The following is a 17436-nucleotide window of genomic DNA, read 5'->3' as shown; positions in this document are numbered from 1 at the left end:
GCTGCATAACTGAGACCAGAACTGAGACCATCAACGTCGAAGGGCCCCACTGCAGGCAGTGGGGCCCTTCGACATCGTGCCCGGTGAGGCACTGGCGGAGGATACGAGATTCGAACTCGTGAGGGGTTGCCCCCAACACGCTTTCCAAGCGTGCGCCCTAGGCCACTAGGCGAATCCTCCGCCGCAAACAATACAAGACGTTGGGGAGTGCTCGCGAACCCGTTCCTCGGGGAGGGGCCGGGGAGGTGTCGGAGGGGGGTCGAGGGGGCGGGGGAGGTGGACGTGTGGGGGTGGGAATCGGTTAAGGTGGGCGTCAGCCCCTCACGTGGCGCTATCTGACTGAACTCCCCCAGGGCCGGAAGGCAGCAAGGGTAGGTCGGCTCTGGCGGGTGCGTGGGGGGCCCTTGTGTTTCCGGGGTGGTGCGGGGCGCGGGCGGGGCCGGTTGTCGGTCCGCCCCGATAACCTCGTAGGTGTGTCGTCCCTTGCGCTGTACCGCCGCTACCGCCCCGAGTCGTTCGCCGAGGTCATCGGTCAGGAGCATGTCACTGACCCGCTCCAGCAGGCCCTGCGGAACAACCGGGTCAATCACGCGTACCTGTTCAGCGGCCCGCGGGGCTGCGGCAAGACGACGAGTGCGCGCATCCTGGCCCGCTGTCTGAACTGCGAGCAGGGGCCCACGCCCACACCCTGCGGCGAGTGCCAGTCCTGCCAGGACCTGGCGCGCAACGGGCCGGGGTCCATCGATGTGATCGAGATCGACGCCGCTTCGCACGGTGGCGTGGACGACGCCCGTGATCTGCGGGAGAAGGCGTTCTTCGGGCCGGCGTCGAGTCGTTACAAGATCTACATCATCGACGAGGCGCACATGGTGACGTCGGCGGGGTTCAACGCCCTGCTGAAGGTGGTGGAGGAGCCGCCGGAGCACCTGAAGTTCATCTTCGCGACCACGGAGCCCGAGAAGGTCATCGGGACCATCCGGTCGCGCACCCATCACTACCCGTTCCGGCTCGTGCCGCCGGGGACGCTGCGCGACTACCTCGCCGAGGTGTGCGACAGGGAGAAGAGCCACGTCGACGACGGCGTCCTGCCGCTCGTCGTGCGAGCCGGCGCCGGTTCGGTGCGCGACTCGATGTCCGTCATGGACCAGCTGCTCGCCGGTGCGGGCGACGAGGGTGTGACGTACGCCATGGCGACGGCGCTGCTCGGTTACACGGACGGCTCGCTGCTCGACTCGATCGTGGACGCCTTCGCGGCGGGGGACGGGGCGGCGGCCTTCGAGGTCGTGGACCGGGTCATCGAGGGCGGCAACGACCCGCGCCGTTTCGTCGCCGACCTGCTGGAGCGGCTGCGCGACCTGGTGATCCTGGCCGCCGTGCCGGACGCCGGCGAGAAGGGGCTGATCGACGCACCCGCCGATGTCGTGGAGCGGATGCAGGCCCAGGCGTCCGTGTTCGGGGCCGCCGAGCTGAGCCGCGCGGCCGACCTCGTCAACGAGGGGCTTACGGAGATGCGCGGCGCGACCTCGCCACGCCTCCAGGTCGAGCTGATCTGCGCCCGGGTCCTGCTGCCGGCCGCCTTCGACGACGAGCGCTCCCTCCAGGCCCGGCTGGACCGGCTGGAGCGTGGCGCCTCCTTCGCCACCACGGGCCCCGGGCCCGCCATGGGGTACGTCCCCGGCCCCGAGGCCCTCGCCCACGCCCCGGTCCCCCCCGCCCCGCAGCCGGACGCCGGGGCCGGGCCCGCCGCCGCGCGCGCCGCGGTCCGGGGGGACGCGCCTGCGCCGCAGGTTCCCGCCCCGGCCCCGGTCGCTCCGCAGACACCGCCCCCCGCCCCCGTGCAGGCACCGCCGCCCGCGGAGGCTCCCGCCGCCGGGCAGCGGCCCGGGGCCTGGCCCGCCGCCGCGTCCGCCCCCGACCAGGGGCGCAGGCCCGGCGGCTGGCCCACGGCCGCCGCGCCCGGCGGGGCGCCGGCCCCGAGCCCGGCCCCGCGGAGCGTGCCCGCTTCCGTCCCCGTGCCCGCCGCCCCCGAGCCCGCTCCGGGCATGGCGCAGGGCGCCGGCCAGGTGCGCACCATGTGGCCCGACATCCTGGAGGCGGTGAAGAACCGCCGACGTTTCACGTGGATCCTTCTCAGCCAGAACGCCCAGGTCACCGGGTTCGACGGCGCCACCCTGCAGATCGGCTTCCTCAACGCCGGTGCGCGGGACAACTTCGCGAGCAGCGGCAGCGAGGAGGTGCTGAGGCAGGCGCTGGCCGAGCAGTTCAACGCCCAGTGGAAGATCGAGGCGATCGTCGACCCCTCGGGCGGCGCCGGACAGCCCCCGCAGCCGCCGGCGGGCGGCGGCCAGCGCCCGTACACTCCGCCGCCCGTCCCGCAGCGCCCGGCGGCCCCCGAGCCGCAGGCTTACGAGCCGCGGCCCGCCCCGGCCCCCTCCCCGCAGCGGCCGAGCGGCGCCGGGTCCCCGGCCGGAGCCCCGCACGCGGTCCCCGAGCCGCCCAGGCCGGTCGCCCCGGAGGACGACATCCCGGAGGCCGACGACCCGGACCTCGTCGACTCCGCACTCTCCGGCCACGAGCTGATCGTCCGCGAGCTGGGCGCCACGGTGGTCGAGGAGTTCACGAACGAGTAGCCCCGCCGGGGCCGGACGCGGGCCGGTACACCGGTCGCCGCCCTGTCCACGTACCGGCGCCCGTCAAGGGCGCCGCGCCCCGGCGGCTAGGCTGCACCCCGTGAAGGTCCTCGTCATCGGCGGCGGCGCCCGCGAACACGCCCTGTGCCGCTCTCTGTCCCTCGACCCCGACGTCACCGATCTGTACTGCGCTCCCGGCAACGCCGGCATCGCAGAGGTGGCCGAACTGCACCCGGTCGACGCCCTCGACGGCGATGCCGTCGCGCGTCTCGCCACCGAGCTGGGCGCCGGGCTGGTGGTCGTCGGCCCGGAGGCGCCGCTCGTCGCCGGGGTCGCCGACGCGGTGCGTGCCGCCGGCATCCCGTGCTTCGGCCCGTCCGGCGCGGCCGCCCAGCTGGAGGGCTCGAAGGCGTTCGCCAAGGACGTCATGGCCGGCGCGGGCGTACCGACCGCCCGCAGCTACGTGTGCACCACGCCCGCCGAGATCGACACCGCTCTCGACGCGTTCGGTGCGCCGTACGTGGTCAAGGACGACGGTCTGGCCGCCGGCAAGGGCGTCGTCGTCACCGATGACGTCGAGGCGGCCCGCGCGCACGCGCTGGCCTGCGACCGGGTGGTCATCGAGGAGTTCCTCGACGGCCCCGAGGTGAGCCTCTTCGCGATCACCGACGGCACCACCGTGCTGCCGCTCCAGCCCGCCCAGGACTTCAAGCGCGCCCTCGACGGCGATGAGGGGCCGAACACCGGCGGCATGGGCGCGTACTCCCCGCTGCCGTGGGCCGACCCCAAGCTGGTCGACGAGGTCATGCAGTCGGTCCTCCAGCCGACCGTCGACGAACTGCGCCGGCGCGGTACCCCGTTCTCGGGTCTGCTGTACGCGGGCCTCGCGATCACCTCGCGCGGCGTACGGGTCATCGAGTTCAACGCCCGGTTCGGCGACCCGGAGACCCAGGTGGTCCTGGCGCGCCTGCGGACGCCGCTGGCCGGTGTGCTGCTCGGGGCCGCGAACGGCACCCTGGACCAGCTGCCGCCGCTGAAGTGGCGCGACGACGCGGCCGTCACGGTGGTCATCGCCTCGCACAACTACCCGGGCGCCCCGCGCACGGGTGACCCGATCGAGGGGCTCGACGAGGTCGCCGCGCAGGACGCCCCGCACGCGTACGTGCTGCACGCCGGCACCCGGCGCGAGGGCGACACGGTCGTCAGCGCGGGCGGCCGCGTGCTCTCCGTGACGGCGACGGCCGAGGACCTCGCGGGCGCCCGTGAGCGCGCCTACGCGGCGGCTGCCAGGATCCGGCTCGACGGCTCCCAGCTCCGTACGGACATCGCGAAGAAGGCCGCAGAGGAAGCGGCGACCGCGCGGGGCTGAGCCCGGCGTGTGCGGGGGACCGGCCCGTACCCCGCCGACCCCCTGCCCCTCAACACCTTTGCCCAAAGCCATTCCATCGAGTGACGGCTGAGCCATCCGGATGACGCCCGCCGCACCCCCAACTAGGGTGCGGCGCAAGCGTTCCGGCACTTGGCTCACCGGCATTGCGATGTCAGTGGCGGGTGCCACAGTGGGGGAGTGAGCAACACCGCCGTGGGGGCAGAGGGGGTGAGGTCCAGCCGTGTCCGGTACCGGTACGGGTGATGAGCCGGGTGCGTGGGCAGCGCGGGCCCGGGCGCTCGCGTTGCTGCGCATCCGCGGCAGGGCGACGGCAGTCGCGCTGCTGCCCGCCGCGCTGGCCGTGGTGCTGTTCGCCGCCGGCGCGCAGGGCTTCGCCGACGGCGGCGGCTGGGACGCGGCGCGCTGGGCCGTGACCGCCTGCGCGGTCGTGGTCCTGCTGATCGCGGCGGCCGTCGCGGCCGCGGTCGCCCGGGCGAAGCCGGCGGTCAGCCCGACCGTCCCGCTCAGCGAGGCGGCGGCGCCCGACCTCTACCGCCTGGTCCGCGAGCTGGCGGACCGGCTCGGGGTGCCCGCGCCCTCGGCCATAGCGCTCACGCCCGACTGCGACAGCTGGCTCGAGGACCGTACCCACCCGGCGGCCGGCGGCCCCGCCCGCCGGGCCGGGGTGGCCCCCGTACTGGTCATCGGTTCCCCGTTCCTGTGGTGGATGCGGGTCGCCGAGCTGCGCGCGGTGCTCGCCCCGGTCGTCGCGGGCACCAGCGCCTCCGCCCAGCCCGACATAGCCGCCGCCCGGCGCTTCGTCCGGGGACTCGACGGGGCGGTCGCCGACGCTTCCGTCCCCGCCCGGGGGCCGGTGCGCAGGGCCCTGCGGCTGCCGCGCGCCTTCGTCGGCCGGATCGCCCGGATACTGCTGCGCAGCTGTCGCGGCCATGCCGCCGAGATGGAACGGGGGGTCGCCGCCGCCGCGTCGACCCGCGCCCAGGCGGTGGACTACGGGCTGCGGATCGTCGCGCAGGAGCAGGTCGGTCTCGCCTACGCCGGCTGGGACCGGCTGCTCACCCGGGTCGCGCTGCCCGCCTGGCGGATGGGCCGCTGGCCCTCGCAGCTGGACGCCGGCGTCGTCTCCGCCCTCACCGAGCTCTCCCGCCGCGACCGGCTGGCCGAGGGGTACGCCTCCCGGCTCGGGGAGCGGCCCGCCTGCGACCTCCTGGAGGAGCCGGGCGCGGCCGACGAGGCGGCGTCCCTGCTGGCGGCGCGGCTCTTCCACGGCGGCCCCGCCGAGACGGGCCCCGACTGGGCCCCGGTGGACTGGCAGCAGTATCCGGACGAGGTGGTCGACCGGAAGTGGCGCTCGGAGGCGGCCCGGCTGCACCGCGTCCTGGACGCCATGGGAGTCCCGCCCGCCACGGCTCTCGGCGGGGTGCCCACCCTGGCCCGGGTCGTCGAGCACCTGGCGGCGGGGGAGGGCGGCGAGGAGCTGGCGGCCGGTATCAGCGCCGCCGTGGCCCGCGAGGAGGCCGAGGCGCAGGAGCGGGGCCAGGGAGCGGGCGCCGCCGGACAGGGCGGTGCGGGCGCCCCGGGCGGCCCCGGCGCGGCGGGCTCCGCCGAAGCCGTTCCCGTCTCCGGCGACGACCTTCTCGCCCTGTGGGGCCCCGACCCGCTCCCGCTCTTCCCGCTCCAGCCGCCCCGTACGGGCACGGAACTGCTCGCCGACCACGTCGCGGCGATGGTCTGCTGCGCTGCCGTGGACACGGCGGGGGCCGCGCCCGGCCTCGACTGGCTCGACGGGCCCACACTCCTGGTCGACGGGGAGCGCCGGGCGGACCTCGGCAGCCCGGTCCTCAGCCTGATCGAGGACGGCGACGCGGGGCCGCTGCGGTCCTGGCTCGCCTCGGTCGGCGTACGCACCGACAAGCCCGTCCGTCTCGTCTGAAACAGGCCCCCCGCCGACAGAGACGGGCGGCGGACGGGATGGCCGAGAACAACCGCATAACCGGAGCGTCAGGTTCCGTTCACGTCAATTCACGACGAACGGTGACGGAGTGCGTGCGTTATGTGATGTGCTGGGGAACGGCGCTGACTGTCGGCGCACCACTGTTGATCCGGGGGCCTGAGGGAGGGGGAGCGTGATGGGGGCGGAACAGATCCGTCGGTGGGAATCGGGTGCCCTGGCGCATGCCGTGACCGACCCTTTCGGCCAGGGGCCGCTGCCCTGGCTGCGCGGCAGCGAGAACTACTTCGACGACACCGGCCAGGTCGTGCCCTGGTACGCGGACCCCACCCTGTCCCGCGGCTCCACGGACGGTGGCACCCGCACCGCGGACGACGTGCGCCGGCAGATCAAGGGCTTCACCTCCACCGGCGCCGCGGCCCCCGGTGAGGCGATCGACTTCCACATCACGGTGGACCCGCCCCAGCAGTTCTCCGTGGACGTCTACCGGATCGGCCACTACGGGGGCGACGGCGCCTCGAAGATCACCACGAGCCCCCGGCTTTCGGGCATCGTCCAGCCGGCCCCCCTCACCGCCGACCGCACGGTCTCCTGCCACCACTGGTGGCTGTCCTGGCGGCTGCAGATCCCCAGCTACTGGTCGATCGGGGCGTACGTCGCCGTGCTCACCACGGTGGACGGCCACCGCTCCCACATCCCGTTCACGATCCGCGACGACCACCCGGCCGACCTGCTGCTCGTCCTCCCGGACGTCACCTGGCAGGCGTACAACCTCTATCCGGAGGACGGCCGGACCGGCGCCAGTCTCTACCACGCCTGGGACGAGGAGGGCCGACTGCTGGGGGAGGAGGACGCGGCGGTCACCGTCTCCTTCGACCGCCCCTACGCGGGGGCGGGCCTCCCGCTGCACGTCGGGCACGCGTACGACTTCATCCGCTGGGCCGAGCGCTACGGCTACGACCTCGCCTACGCCGACACCCGCGACCTGCACGCCGGCCGGGTCGACCCCACCCGCTACCGGGGCCTGGTCTTCCCGGGCCACGACGAGTACTGGTCGGTGCCGATGCGGCGTGCCGCCGAGCGCGCCCGCGAGCACGGAACCTCCCTGGTCTACCTCTCCGCCAACACCATGTACTGGCAGGTCAGCCTGGGACCTTCGGCGTCCGGGGTGCCGGACCGGCTGCTCACCTGCCGCAAACGCCAAGGACCCGGCAAGCCCGCGCTCTGGCGCGAGATCGACCGCCCCGAGCAGCAGTTGCTGGGCATCCAGTACGCGGGCCGGGTCCCCGAACCCCACCCCCTGGTCGTGCGGAACGCGGAGCACTGGCTGTGGGACGCGACGGGCGCCGGCGAGGGCGACGAGATCGACGGCCTGGTGGCGGGCGAGGCCGACCGCTACTTCCCGCGCACCACGCTGCCCGAACACGACAACCGCATCCTGCTCGCCCACTCCCCGTACCAGGACGGCGAAGGCGTGATGCGACACCAGGAGACCTCCCTGTACCGGGCCCCGTCCGGCGCGCTCGTCTTCGCCTCGGGTACCTTCGCCTGGTCCCCGGCCCTGGACCGCCCCGGACATGTGGACCCCCGCATCCAGAAGGCCACCGCCAACCTCCTCGACCGGATCTGCAAGCGCGCCTGAGCCACGGACGTCCCCCGTTGCTCCCGGGCCACCCGGTCGGCACCCCTACGCGACCGGCCGTTCCCGGATACGGGACAATCGGAACGGTTCCTGGAACAACCTACGCGGAGGCAGCGTGTCCGGATTTGTAGAAAAGCCCGAGCCTGTGCAGGTGCCGGGACTTACCCACCTGCACACGGGCAAGGTGCGCGACCTGTACCGGAACGAGGCCGGTGACCTCGTCATGGTCGCCAGCGACCGGATCTCCGCGTACGACTGGGTGCTGCCGACCGAGATCCCGGACAAGGGCCGCGTCCTGACCCGCCTCTCGATGTGGTGGTTCGACCAGCTCGCCGACCTCGTGCCGAACCACGTCCTGTCGACCGAGGTGCCTGCCGGGGCCCCCGCCGACTGGGAGGGCCGCACGATGGTCTGCACGTCGCTGCGGATGGTCCCGGTCGAGTGCGTCGCCCGCGGCTACCTGACGGGCTCCGGCCTCGTCGAGTACAACGCCTCGCGCACCGTCTGCGGCATCGGCCTCCCCGACGGTCTCGTCGACGGCTCCGAGCTCCCGGGGGCGATCTTCACCCCCGCCACCAAGGCCGCCGTCGGTGACCACGACGAGAACGTGAGCTACGAGGAGGTGGCCCGCCAGGTCGGTACGGAGACCGCCGCCGCGCTGCGCCGGACCACCCTGGACGTGTACGGGCGGGCCCGCGACATCGCCCGCGAGCGCGGGATCATCCTCGCGGACACGAAGTTCGAGTTCGGCTTCGCGCCCACCGCCGACGGCGGCGAGGAACTGATCATCGCCGACGAGGTCCTGACCCCGGACTCCTCCCGCTTCTGGCCGGCCGACACCTGGGAGCCGGGTCGCGCCCAGCCGTCGTACGACAAGCAGTTCGTGCGCGACTGGCTGACCTCCCCGGCCTCCGGCTGGGACCGCAAGAGCGAGCAGCCGCCCCCGGCGCTGCCCCAGGAGATCGTGGACGCGACCCGCGCCAAGTACATCGAGGCGTTCGAACTCCTCACCGGCACGCCCTGGCAGTAGAAGGCGTCCCGTCGGTCAGGGCCGGGAAGGCCCTGACCGACGGGACCCCTCTCGCACACGAAGAAGCCCCCGACCGAAAGGCCGGGGGCTTCTTCTTCATCGGAGCGGACGACCAGGTTCGAACTGGCGACCTCAACCTTGGCAAGGTTGCGCTCTACCAACTGAGCTACGTCCGCAAGCGCCGAAGCGCGATACCTACTATACCCATCCCCGCTCGCGTGCGAGACGCACTGCCGCATGACGGTTCTCCGCCCCGAGCTTCGAGGCCGCCGCCGAGAGGTAGTTCCGCACGGTCCCCTGCGACAGCGACGCCCGTTCGGCGATCTCCGAGACCGGTGCCCCGTCGGCCGCCAGCTCCAGCACCTCGGTCTCGCGCACGGTCAGCGGCGAGTCCCCGGCGGCGATCGCGTCCGCCGCCAACTCCGGGTCCACATAACGGTTTCCGGCCTGCACGGTGCGGATGATGCCGGCCAGCTGGCGGGCACTGACAGTCTTCGGCACAAAGGCCCGCACGCCCGCCGCCAGGGCCCGCTTGAGATGGCCGGGCCGGCCGTGGCTGGTCACGATCATGGTCCGGCAGCCCGGGAGTTCGGCCCGCAGCGATGTGGCGACACTCACACCGTCCGCCCCCGGCATCTCCAGGTCCAGTACCGCGACATCGGGGAGGTGCGCCCGGGCCATGGCGAGCGCCTCCGGGCCCGTGGCCGCCTCCGCGACCACCACCAGGTCCTCCTCCAGTGCGAGGAGGGCGGCGAGCGCGCCCCGGATCAGATGCTCGTCATCGGCGAGCAGCACCCGTACCGCGGTCATCGTCGTCCCTCCACCAGGCCGGGGCCCGGCCCCACCATTACACCGGGGGCCACCACGGTCCCCGGACGCAGTCCTTCGGCGCTGGGCACATCGTCCGGACCGAGGCGCCCGGGCGCACCGGGAACGCCGAGGCGCCCGGGCGCACCCTCGGCACCCTGGGCGTCGGGCGAGGTGCCGAAGGCGTCGGGCGAGGTGCCCAGGGCGTCGGGCGAGGTGCCCAGGGCGGGCCTGTCCGTCCGGCGGCGCGGCGACTCGGCCTTCCGGGGCCTCCCCCCGCCCTCCTCCTCCGCCCAGTCCCGGTCACCCAACGGGATCGTCGCGGTCAGCCGGAACAGGCCGCCCTTCACGGGGCCCGCCTCCAGCGTGCCGTCGAGCGCGCCGAGCCGTTCGCGGAGGCCGGCCAGCCCGGAGCCCGGCCCGTCGGACGTGGCCGCCGCAGCCGTCGCGCCGTCGTTCTCCATCTGGAGCACCACGGTGTCCGCGGTGGCTTCCACCCGGATCGCGCAGTGCCGCGGATCGCCGTGCCGCAGCACATTGGTCGCGGCTTCGCGGACGACCCAGCCGAGCGCCGACTGGACGGGCGCGGGTACGTGCTCACCGCTGTCTCCGGTCACCGTGCACTCGATGCCGGCCGCGCCCAGCACCCCCTGCGCCCCGGCCAGTTCCGTGCTCAGGTCGGCCTCTCGGTAACCGCGCACCACATCGCGCACCTCCTGCTGCGAGGCGCGCGCTATCCGCTGCACCTCGACCATCTGGTCCACGGCCTCCGGCCTGCCGCGCTGCGCGAGCTCCACCGCCAGTTCGCTCTTGAGCGCGATCACCGCGAGGTTGCGGCCCAGCACGTCATGCATGTCCCGCCCGAAGCGCAGCCGTTCCTCGGCCACGGCGAGCCTGGCCTGTATGTCGCGGGCCTGCTCCGCCTGCCACATCACGCTCGTACTCCAAGCGCTGGGCCGGACCGAGACCAGGACCAGCACACATCCGAAGAGGCTGCAGGGCACCACGCCGGCCAAGGTGCCGCCCCGGACACCGGCCGCGGCGAGGGCACCCGTGATCAAGACGGTGAGGAAGAGCGACTCGACGAGGAAGCGGCGGACCGGCACCAGCAGCACCCGTGTGATCACGAGGGCCATCGGCGCGTTCAGCGTCATGAGCAGCAGCCCCGCCCCACGGACGCCGTCCACCCCGGCCAGAGCCGCCAGCAGCCCGACGGCCAGGAGCAGAAGCACCATGGGGGCCAGCAGGCGCCGCCCGGGGAAGTCGGAGACGCCCAGGTAGTGCTCGTATGCGGCCGGCAGGTTGCGGTTGCTCAGCAGGCACTGGGCCAGGCTCACCAGGAGCAGCGCCCCACCGAGCGCCAGTGGAAGCGGCTCGTGACGGATGTCCGAGTGGAAGGGCGCCCCCTGCCAGGCCAGGGCGAAGAGCCAGGGGATGCAGGAAATGGTGAACCGTGAGTACAGGTCGATCCGCTCCATCTTGCTGCGCTCCTGCCAGCTGCGGTGCCAGCCCCGTACGCGCATCACGGCCCCTCCCCCTCTTCAGCGTCGCGGATCCCAGCGGAACCACCGCTGCACAGCAAACACGGCGACCGCCGTCCAGACCAGCCCGGTCAGCGCGGCACCGAGCAGGTCGGTGCTCTCGGAAGCGCCGAGCCAGCCGGCCCGTATCAGGGTCATCACCCCGGTCAGGGGGAGGAATTCGCAGACCGCCGCGAGGCGGTCGGGGAATATCTCCAGCGGGACGAAGAGCCCCGAGCCCATCATCGAGACGAGGAACAGCGGCAGGGTCGTCAGCTGGGCCGTCTGCACGGTGCGGGTGACCACGGAGGTGACCGCGGCCAGGACCGTCAGCAGTACCACGCCCAACAGCAGCCCCGCCACCAGCAGTTCCGGGCGCTCGGGTGCGTCGAGGCCGAAGAAGGCCGTACCGGCGACGACGATCACCGCGCTCTGTGCCAGGGCGAGGGCGCCGGCCGGAAGGGCGGTCCCGGCGAGGATCTCCCCGTCGGTGACCTCGCCGGTGCGCAGCCGCTTCAGAACCAGTTCCTCGCGCCGGGCGACGTAGGCGGCGACCATGTTCATGTAGACGGCCTGGACGAGCACCGTCCCGATGCCACCGATGAGCGCCGCACCGGCGACGGTGAGGCCGGTGCTCTTGAGGTCGATCTTCTCGAAGGTCGACCTCATGGCCATGATCATGGCCGCCGGCATGAGCAGCGCGACGAAGATCGCCGTCCGGTTCCGGACGAGCAGCGTCAGCTCGGCCCGGCCGAGAGCCGTCAGCCGGGTCAGGGCGGTCGTGCGCGGGGTGCTGGGCGCGGGAGGGGTCGTGGCGGTCATGAGACAGGCACCTCTTGGGTTTCGGCGGCGGACTTCGCGATGTCGAGGAACGCCTCTTCGAGCGAGGCCGAGCGGGCGTCGAGCCCGTGCAGCGCGACCTTTGACTCCGCTGCCCAGCGGAGCAGTTCGGCCAGGGACTCCTGGAGCCGGTGCGTACGGATCTCGATCCGGGGGCCATCGGCGGCGGCGCGGAGCCCCAGGGGCAGCCGCGCGGCGGGAATCCCCTCGGGCAGCTCGAAGCGGATGCGGGCGGGGCGGGCGGCGGTCACCTCGGCCGTGGTGCCCGCGGTCACGATCCGGCCGCGGTGCATGATGGCCAGCCGGTCGGCGAGCGCCTCGGCCTCCTCCAAATAGTGCGTGGTGAGCAGGACGGTGATGCCGTCCTCCTGGAGCCGGCGCACCAGCGTCCAGGTGTCGCGCCGTCCCTCGGCGTCGAGGCCTGTGGTCGGCTCGTCGAGGAAGAGCACCTCGGGCCGTCCGAGCAGAGCCAGCGCCAGGTCCAGCCGCCGCCGCTCACCGCCCGAGAGCTGCTTGACCCGGACGCGGGCGCGGTGGCCGAGCCCCACGAGCTCCAGGGCTTCGCCGGTCGGCCGGGCGCCGCTGGTGCAACCCGCCCACATCCGTACCGTCTCGGTGACGGACAGTTCGGACGGGAAGCCGCCCTCCTGGAGCATCACGCCTATGCGGGGGCGGACCTGTGCGCGCTCGCCGTAAGGGTCGTGGCCCAGCACCCGGACCGTGCCGCCGTCGGGGCGGGCCAGGCCCTCCAGGAGCTCGACGGTGGAGGTCTTGCCGGCGCCGTTCGTACCGAGCAGGGCGAACAGCTCGCCGCGCGCCACGGTGAAGGAGACGCCGGACACGGCCTCGAAGCCACCGGCGTAGCTGCGCCGGACGTCCTCCGCCTGGATCACGTACTCACGGGACTTGTCGTCGCTGGTCATGTCTCCAGGTTTCCGGCCACGGCGGGCCGGGGGCAGTGCGGGCTGTCACCACCACCCATGACAAACGTCATGGGTGGTGGCCCGCGAACCGGGAAGACACACGAAGCGACGCGCGCAGCACAGGAAGCATCCGGAAGCGCACACAGCACAGGAAGCATCCGGAAGCGCACACAGCACAGGAAGTATCCGGAAGTCCGGAGACACGACGAAGGCCCCGATCGATTTCGATCGGGGCCTTCGTTATCCGGAGCGGACGACCAGGTTCGAACTGGCGACCTCAACCTTGGCAAGGTTGCGCTCTACCAACTGAGCTACGTCCGCATTGCAGCCACTCGGCTTTCACCGGTGGAGCGAGCACTACTCTACCTGATCCACCGGAATGGTCCTGTAGGGGTCGTGCAGAGCGGGTGACAGGAATTGCACACTGCGCCTTCCCCCTGGAAGGGGGATGTTCTACTACTGAACTACACCCGCACGCTGCGTGGGGTTCGGCCTTTCCGGCCTTGCCCCTCGGCGTGCTCCAGACTCTAGCCGACCTGCGGGGGTGTAGCGCAAGTCGGCTCCCCCACAGGCCCTCCGCGGGAGCTTCCGCGGCGTCAACTCGCTTCCTGGAAGGCCTCGTAGACCCTCTTGGGGATGCGGCCCCTGGCCGGCACGTCCATCCGGTGCGAGCGCGCCCAGGCGCGCACCGCCGCGGGGTCGGGCGCGAGCGAGGTGTGCCGGTACGGAACGGGAGCCTTGCCGTGCTTGCCGGTATTTGTCTGCTTACGGCCGGCCGCCATGTACGGGGCCAGGGCGTTGCGCAGTTTCTTTGCGTTGGACGGATTGAGGTCGATCTCGTACGACTTCCCGTCCAGGGCGAAGGTGACCGTTTCCGCCGCCGTTCCCCCGTCGATGTCGTCGGAGAGCGTTACCACTACGCGCTGCGCCACGGATATCGGTCCTTTCCTGCGGCATCGACGCGTCTGACATGCGTCGATGTCGGCCTTCCGGCTGTGAGCGCGGATGCGGGCCGACTGCTGTCGGCATCCGGGGGCAATGCTGCATTCCCCGGTAATCATTTGTACAGCGACTGGGACCGCATTGTGAAGCCCGTCCAATTACCTGCGCGTGTCCAGCGGCTATGGGGGCGGCTCGTGAGCATTTGTTTCGCGGCTTTTCCGCCGCCCGGTGATCGTCCGAAATCTGGGCGTGATCTATCCCGTTTGATATCTACCCGCGTAGAATCTCCGGCCAGGTACGCTGAGTGGACCCGCGGGGGTCCGGGGTACCCCCTCCGGAGAAACAGCCGCACCACACCACCACACCGGGAGTGCCAGTGGCACGCGTCGTAGTCGACGTCATGCTCAAGCCCGAGATCCTCGACCCGCAGGGACAGGCGGTGCAGCGCGCACTGCCCCGTCTCGGCTTCGAGGGAATCGCGGACGTACGTCAGGGAAAGCGTTTCGAGCTGCAGGTCGAGGGGCCGGTCGATGACGCCGCCCTCGCCCGTATTCACGAGCTGGCGGAGACGTTCCTCGCCAACACCGTGATCGAGGACTTCACCGTCAAGGTGGAGAAGGCCGAGGAGTCGAAGTGACTGCTCGTATCGGAGTCGTCACCTTTCCGGGCACGCTCGACGACCAGGACGCCCTTCGGGCCGTACGGGTCGCGGGCGCCGAGCCCGTATCGCTGTGGCACCGCGACAAGGACCTGCACCAGGTCGACGCGGTCATCCTGGCGGGCGGGTTCTCCTACGGCGACTATCTGCGCGCCGGAGCCATCTCCCGGTTCTCGCCGGTCATGGAGACGGTGATCGACCAGGCGAAGGCGGGCATGCCGGTCCTCGGCATCTGCAACGGCTTCCAGATCCTGACCGAGGCGCACCTGCTCCCCGGCGCGATGCTGCGCAACAACCACCTGCACTTCATCTGCCGTGACCAGACGCTGCGCGTCGAGAACGCGGAGACCGCCTGGACCTCGGACTACTCCGCGGGCCAGGAGATCTCCGTACCGCTCAAGAACATGGACGGCCGCTACACCGCCGACGAGCACACGCTCGACGAGCTGGAGGCCGAGGGCCGCGTGGCCTTCCGGTACGTGGGCCACAACCCCAACGGCTCGCTGCGGGACATCGCCGGCATCACCAACGCCGCGGGCAACGTCGTCGGCCTGATGCCGCACCCGGAGCACGCCGTGGAGCCGCTGATCGGCACCGGTCGCACCGACGGTCTCGGTTTCTTCACCTCGATCATCAAGAAGCTGGTCAACGCATGAGCCTGGACACGGTCAAGCACGCGGCCGAAACCCCGGACACCGCGCAGCCCTGGAAGGAACTCGGCCTCAAGGAGGACGAGTACGCCCGCATCCGCGAGATCCTGGGCCGCCGTCCCACCGGCGCCGAGCTCGCCATGTACTCCGTGATGTGGTCCGAGCACTGCTCGTACAAGAGCAGCAAGGTCCACCTCAAGCAGTTCAGCGAGAAGACCCCCGCCAACGACGCCATGCTCGTCGGCATCGGTGAGAACGCCGGTGTGGTCGACGTCGGCCAGGGGTACGCGGTCACCTTCAAGGTCGAGTCGCACAACCACCCCTCGTACATCGAGCCCTACCAGGGCGCGGCCACGGGCGTCGGCGGCATCGTCCGCGACATCCTCGCCATGGGTGCCCGCCCGGTCGCCGTCGTCGACCCGCTGCGCTTCGGCGCGGCCGACCACCCCGACACCAAGCGCGTCCTGCCGGGTGTCGTCGCGGGCATCGGCGGGTACGGCAACTGCCTCGGCCTGCCGAACATCGGCGGCGAGGTCGTCTTCGACGCCTGCTACCAGGGCAACCCGCTCGTCAACGCCGGCTGCATCGGCGTGATGAAGCACGAGGACATCCACCTCGCGAAGGCGTCCGGCCCCGGCAACAAGGTCATCCTCTACGGTGCCCGCACCGGCGGCGACGGCATCGGCGGCGTCTCCGTGCTGGCCTCGGAGACCTTCGAGTCGACCGGTCCGGCCAAGCGCCCCGCCGTCCAGGTCGGTGACCCGTTCCAGGAGAAGCTCCTCATCGAGTGCACCCTGGAGATCTTCAAGGAGAAGCTCGTCGCGGGCATCCAGGACCTCGGCGGTGCCGGGCTCTCCTGCGCCACGTCCGAGCTGGCCTCCGCGGGCTCCGGCGGCATGCGCGTCGAGCTGGACACCGTGCCGCTGCGCGACTCCTCCCTCTCGCCCGAGGAAATCCTCATGAGCGAGTCGCAGGAGCGCATGTGCGCCATCGTCGAGCCGCAGCACGTCGACCGCTTCCTGGAGATCTGCGAGAAGTGGGACGTCATCGCCACCGTCATCGGTGAGGTGACCGAGGGTTCGCAGCTGGAGATCTTCTGGCACGGCGAGCAGATCGTGGACGTCCCGCCGCGGTCCGTCGCCCACGAGGGCCCGACCTACCACCGCCCGTTCGCCCGCCCGTCCTGGCAGGACGCGCTGCAGGCGGACGACGCCGGCAAGCTGGCCCGCCCGGCGAACGGCGCCGAGCTGCGCGAGCAGGTCCTCAAGCTGGTCTCGTCGCCGAACCAGGCGTCGAAGTCCTGGATCACGGACCAGTACGACCGGTTCGTGCAGGGCAACACCGTCCTCGCGATGCCCGAGGACGCCGGCATGGTCCGCATCGACGAGGAGTCCAACCTCGGCGTGGCCCTGGCGACCGATGGCAACGGCCGGTACGCGAAGCTCGACCCGTACACGGGCGCGCAGCTCGCGCTCGCGGAGTCGTACCGCAACGTCGCCGCCACCGGCGCCAAGCCGCTCGCGATCTCGGACTGTCTGAACTTCGGTTCGCCCGAGGACCCGGACGTCATGTGGCAGTTCGCCGAGGCCACCCGCGGTCTCGCGGACGGCTGCCTGGAGCTGGGCACCCCGGTCACCGGCGGCAACGTCTCGCTGTACAACCAGACCGGTGAGACGGCGATCCACCCGACGCCGGTCGTGGCCGTGCTCGGTGTGATCGACGACGTCACGCGGCGCACGCCGGTCGCCTTCGCGGAAGAGGGCCAGCTCCTCTACCTGCTGGGCGACACGCGTGAGGAGTTCGGCGGTTCGGCCTGGTCCGAGGTCGTCCACAACCACCTCGGCGGCATGCCCCCCAAGGTGGACCTCGGCCGCGAGAAGCTGCTCGCCGAGATTCTGATCTCGGCCTCCCGCGACGGCATGATCGACGCGGCGCACGACCTGTCGGACGGCGGTCTGATCCAGGCGGTCACCGAGTCCTGCCTGCGCGGCGGGAAGGGTGCCCGGCTGGTCGTGCCGGACGGTCTCGACGCGTTCACGCTGCTGTTCTCCGAGTCCGCGGGCCGCGCGGTCGTCTCGGTCCCGCGCAGCGAGGAGCTGCGGTTCAACGACATGTGCGGGGCGCGCGGTCTGCCCGTGACCCGCATCGGTGTCGTGGACGGCGACGAGATCGAGCTCCAGGGCGAGTTCAGCATCCCGCTGAGCGAGCTGCGTACGGCGCACGAGGCGACGATCCCGGCGCTGCTCGCGTAGCTCCGGGCAGCTCACGCCGAAACCCCCGACCGGTTCCGCCCGGTCGGGGGTTTCGCGTTGTGTGTAAGGGGAGGCGTCAGGCCCTTGTACGGGCACCCGGGAGCCGGGTCGCCAGGATCGGGGCGAGGCCGGTGAGGATCGTCCCGATCGCCCTGGGGGCCGGGAAGAGGCCGGCCGGGCTCGCGTCGACCCCGCGGGCGA

The 17436-nt window shown here is 72.1% G+C and carries 13 protein-coding genes, 4 tRNA genes and 1 other RNA gene; 9 read left to right on the top strand and 9 right to left on the bottom strand.

What is annotated here, in order from left to right; translation table 11 throughout:
* Positions 1–92: 92 nt before the first annotated feature.
* Positions 93–180 (bottom strand) — tRNA-Ser (locus tag ABZ564_RS04045).
* A 132-nt stretch (positions 181–312) separates the two neighbouring features.
* Here ABZ564_RS04045 and ffs point away from each other — a divergent pair.
* The 6 genes from ffs to ABZ564_RS04015 all read left to right on the top strand — a co-directional run bounded on the left by ffs (position 313) and on the right by ABZ564_RS04015 (position 8643).
* Positions 313–409, top strand: an RNA gene (gene ffs / locus ABZ564_RS04040) — signal recognition particle sRNA small type.
* 64 nt (positions 410–473) lie between these two features.
* The gene (locus ABZ564_RS04035; protein ID WP_360849029.1) at positions 474–2630 is read left to right on the top strand and encodes a DNA polymerase III subunit gamma and tau; all 2157 of its coding nucleotides are present in this window, start codon (positions 474–476) and stop codon (positions 2628–2630) included.
* A 100-nt stretch (positions 2631–2730) separates the two neighbouring features.
* The gene (gene purD, locus ABZ564_RS04030; RefSeq protein ID WP_360849026.1) at positions 2731–3999 is read left to right on the top strand and encodes a phosphoribosylamine--glycine ligase; all 1269 of its coding nucleotides are present in this window, start codon (positions 2731–2733) and stop codon (positions 3997–3999) included.
* Positions 4000–4240: 241 nt separating this feature from the next.
* Positions 4241–5953 (top strand): hypothetical protein, encoded by a 1713-nt coding sequence (locus ABZ564_RS04025; protein ID WP_360849023.1) that lies wholly within the window; start codon positions 4241–4243, stop codon positions 5951–5953.
* Positions 5954–6149: 196 nt separating this feature from the next.
* Positions 6150–7613 (top strand): N,N-dimethylformamidase beta subunit family domain-containing protein, encoded by a 1464-nt coding sequence (locus ABZ564_RS04020; RefSeq protein WP_360849020.1) that lies wholly within the window; start codon positions 6150–6152, stop codon positions 7611–7613.
* 115 nt (positions 7614–7728) lie between these two features.
* Positions 7729–8643, top strand: coding sequence for a phosphoribosylaminoimidazolesuccinocarboxamide synthase (locus tag ABZ564_RS04015; protein WP_360849017.1), 915 nt, complete (start codon positions 7729–7731; stop codon positions 8641–8643).
* Between the two features lie 103 nt (positions 8644–8746).
* Here ABZ564_RS04015 and ABZ564_RS04010 read toward each other — a convergent pair.
* The 8 genes from ABZ564_RS04010 to ABZ564_RS03975 form a co-directional block, all read right to left on the bottom strand.
* A tRNA-Gly gene (locus ABZ564_RS04010) sits at positions 8747–8819 on the bottom strand.
* A gap of 22 nt (positions 8820–8841) precedes the next feature.
* Positions 8842–9453 (bottom strand): response regulator transcription factor, encoded by a 612-nt coding sequence (locus ABZ564_RS04005; RefSeq protein WP_360849014.1) that lies wholly within the window; start codon positions 9451–9453, stop codon positions 8842–8844.
* On the bottom strand, positions 9450–10973 hold the full coding sequence (locus ABZ564_RS04000) for a histidine kinase (protein WP_360849365.1): 1524 nt from the start codon (positions 10971–10973) through the stop codon (positions 9450–9452). Before ABZ564_RS04000 ends, ABZ564_RS04005 begins: the two co-directional genes overlap by 4 nt.
* A gap of 18 nt (positions 10974–10991) precedes the next feature.
* Positions 10992–11792 carry an ABC transporter permease gene (locus tag ABZ564_RS03995; protein ID WP_360849011.1) on the bottom strand — a complete coding sequence of 267 codons (801 nt, stop codon included), beginning with the start codon at positions 11790–11792 and terminating at the stop codon, positions 10992–10994.
* Positions 11789–12733: an ABC transporter ATP-binding protein gene (locus tag ABZ564_RS03990; RefSeq protein ID WP_360849008.1), complete on the bottom strand. Its 945-nt coding sequence runs from the start codon at positions 12731–12733 to the stop codon at positions 11789–11791. Before ABZ564_RS03990 ends, ABZ564_RS03995 begins: the two co-directional genes overlap by 4 nt.
* 248 nt (positions 12734–12981) lie before the next feature.
* Positions 12982–13054, bottom strand: a tRNA-Gly gene (locus ABZ564_RS03985).
* A gap of 81 nt (positions 13055–13135) precedes the next feature.
* A tRNA-Gly gene (locus ABZ564_RS03980) sits at positions 13136–13207 on the bottom strand.
* Positions 13208–13329: 122 nt separating this feature from the next.
* The gene (locus ABZ564_RS03975; protein ID WP_360849005.1) at positions 13330–13665 is read right to left on the bottom strand and encodes an Lsr2 family protein; all 336 of its coding nucleotides are present in this window, start codon (positions 13663–13665) and stop codon (positions 13330–13332) included.
* A gap of 386 nt (positions 13666–14051) precedes the next feature.
* Here ABZ564_RS03975 and purS point away from each other — a divergent pair, with 386 nt between their 5' ends.
* From purS to purL, 3 genes are read left to right on the top strand one after another with little or no spacing between them, the layout of a single operon-like run.
* On the top strand, positions 14052–14312 hold the full coding sequence (purS, locus tag ABZ564_RS03970) for a phosphoribosylformylglycinamidine synthase subunit PurS (protein WP_360849002.1): 261 nt from the start codon (positions 14052–14054) through the stop codon (positions 14310–14312).
* Positions 14309–14989, top strand: a complete 681-nt coding sequence (gene purQ, locus ABZ564_RS03965) for a phosphoribosylformylglycinamidine synthase subunit PurQ (RefSeq protein WP_360848999.1) — start codon at positions 14309–14311, stop codon at positions 14987–14989. Before purS ends, purQ begins: the two co-directional genes overlap by 4 nt.
* Complete coding sequence (gene purL / locus ABZ564_RS03960; RefSeq protein ID WP_360848996.1) at positions 14986–17235, top strand: phosphoribosylformylglycinamidine synthase subunit PurL; 2250 nt, start codon at positions 14986–14988, stop codon at positions 17233–17235. The genes purQ and purL overlap by 4 nt, the downstream gene beginning before the upstream one ends.
* The last annotated feature ends 201 nt before the right edge of the window (positions 17236–17436 follow it).

Source organism: Streptomyces sp. NPDC019224 (assembly GCF_040632605.1).
Lineage (GTDB): Bacteria > Actinomycetota > Actinomycetes > Streptomycetales > Streptomycetaceae > Streptomyces.
The sequence above is the reverse complement of the archived record's forward strand: the minus strand, read 5'-3'. Positions and strand labels throughout refer to the sequence as shown.

Coding starts and splice junctions, on each gene's coding strand:
- ABZ564_RS03995 (WP_360849011.1), bottom strand. CDS start 11,792: ATGACCGCCACGACCCCTCCCGCGCCCAGCACCCCGCGCACGACCGCC.
- purL (WP_360848996.1), top strand. CDS start 14,986: ATGAGCCTGGACACGGTCAAGCACGCGGCCGAAACCCCGGACACCGCG.
- ABZ564_RS04020 (WP_360849020.1), top strand. CDS start 6,150: ATGGGGGCGGAACAGATCCGTCGGTGGGAATCGGGTGCCCTGGCGCAT.
- ABZ564_RS04005 (WP_360849014.1), bottom strand. CDS start 9,453: ATGACCGCGGTACGGGTGCTGCTCGCCGATGACGAGCATCTGATCCGG.
- ABZ564_RS03990 (WP_360849008.1), bottom strand. CDS start 12,733: ATGACCAGCGACGACAAGTCCCGTGAGTACGTGATCCAGGCGGAGGAC.
- ABZ564_RS04000 (WP_360849365.1), bottom strand. CDS start 10,973: ATGCGCGTACGGGGCTGGCACCGCAGCTGGCAGGAGCGCAGCAAGATG.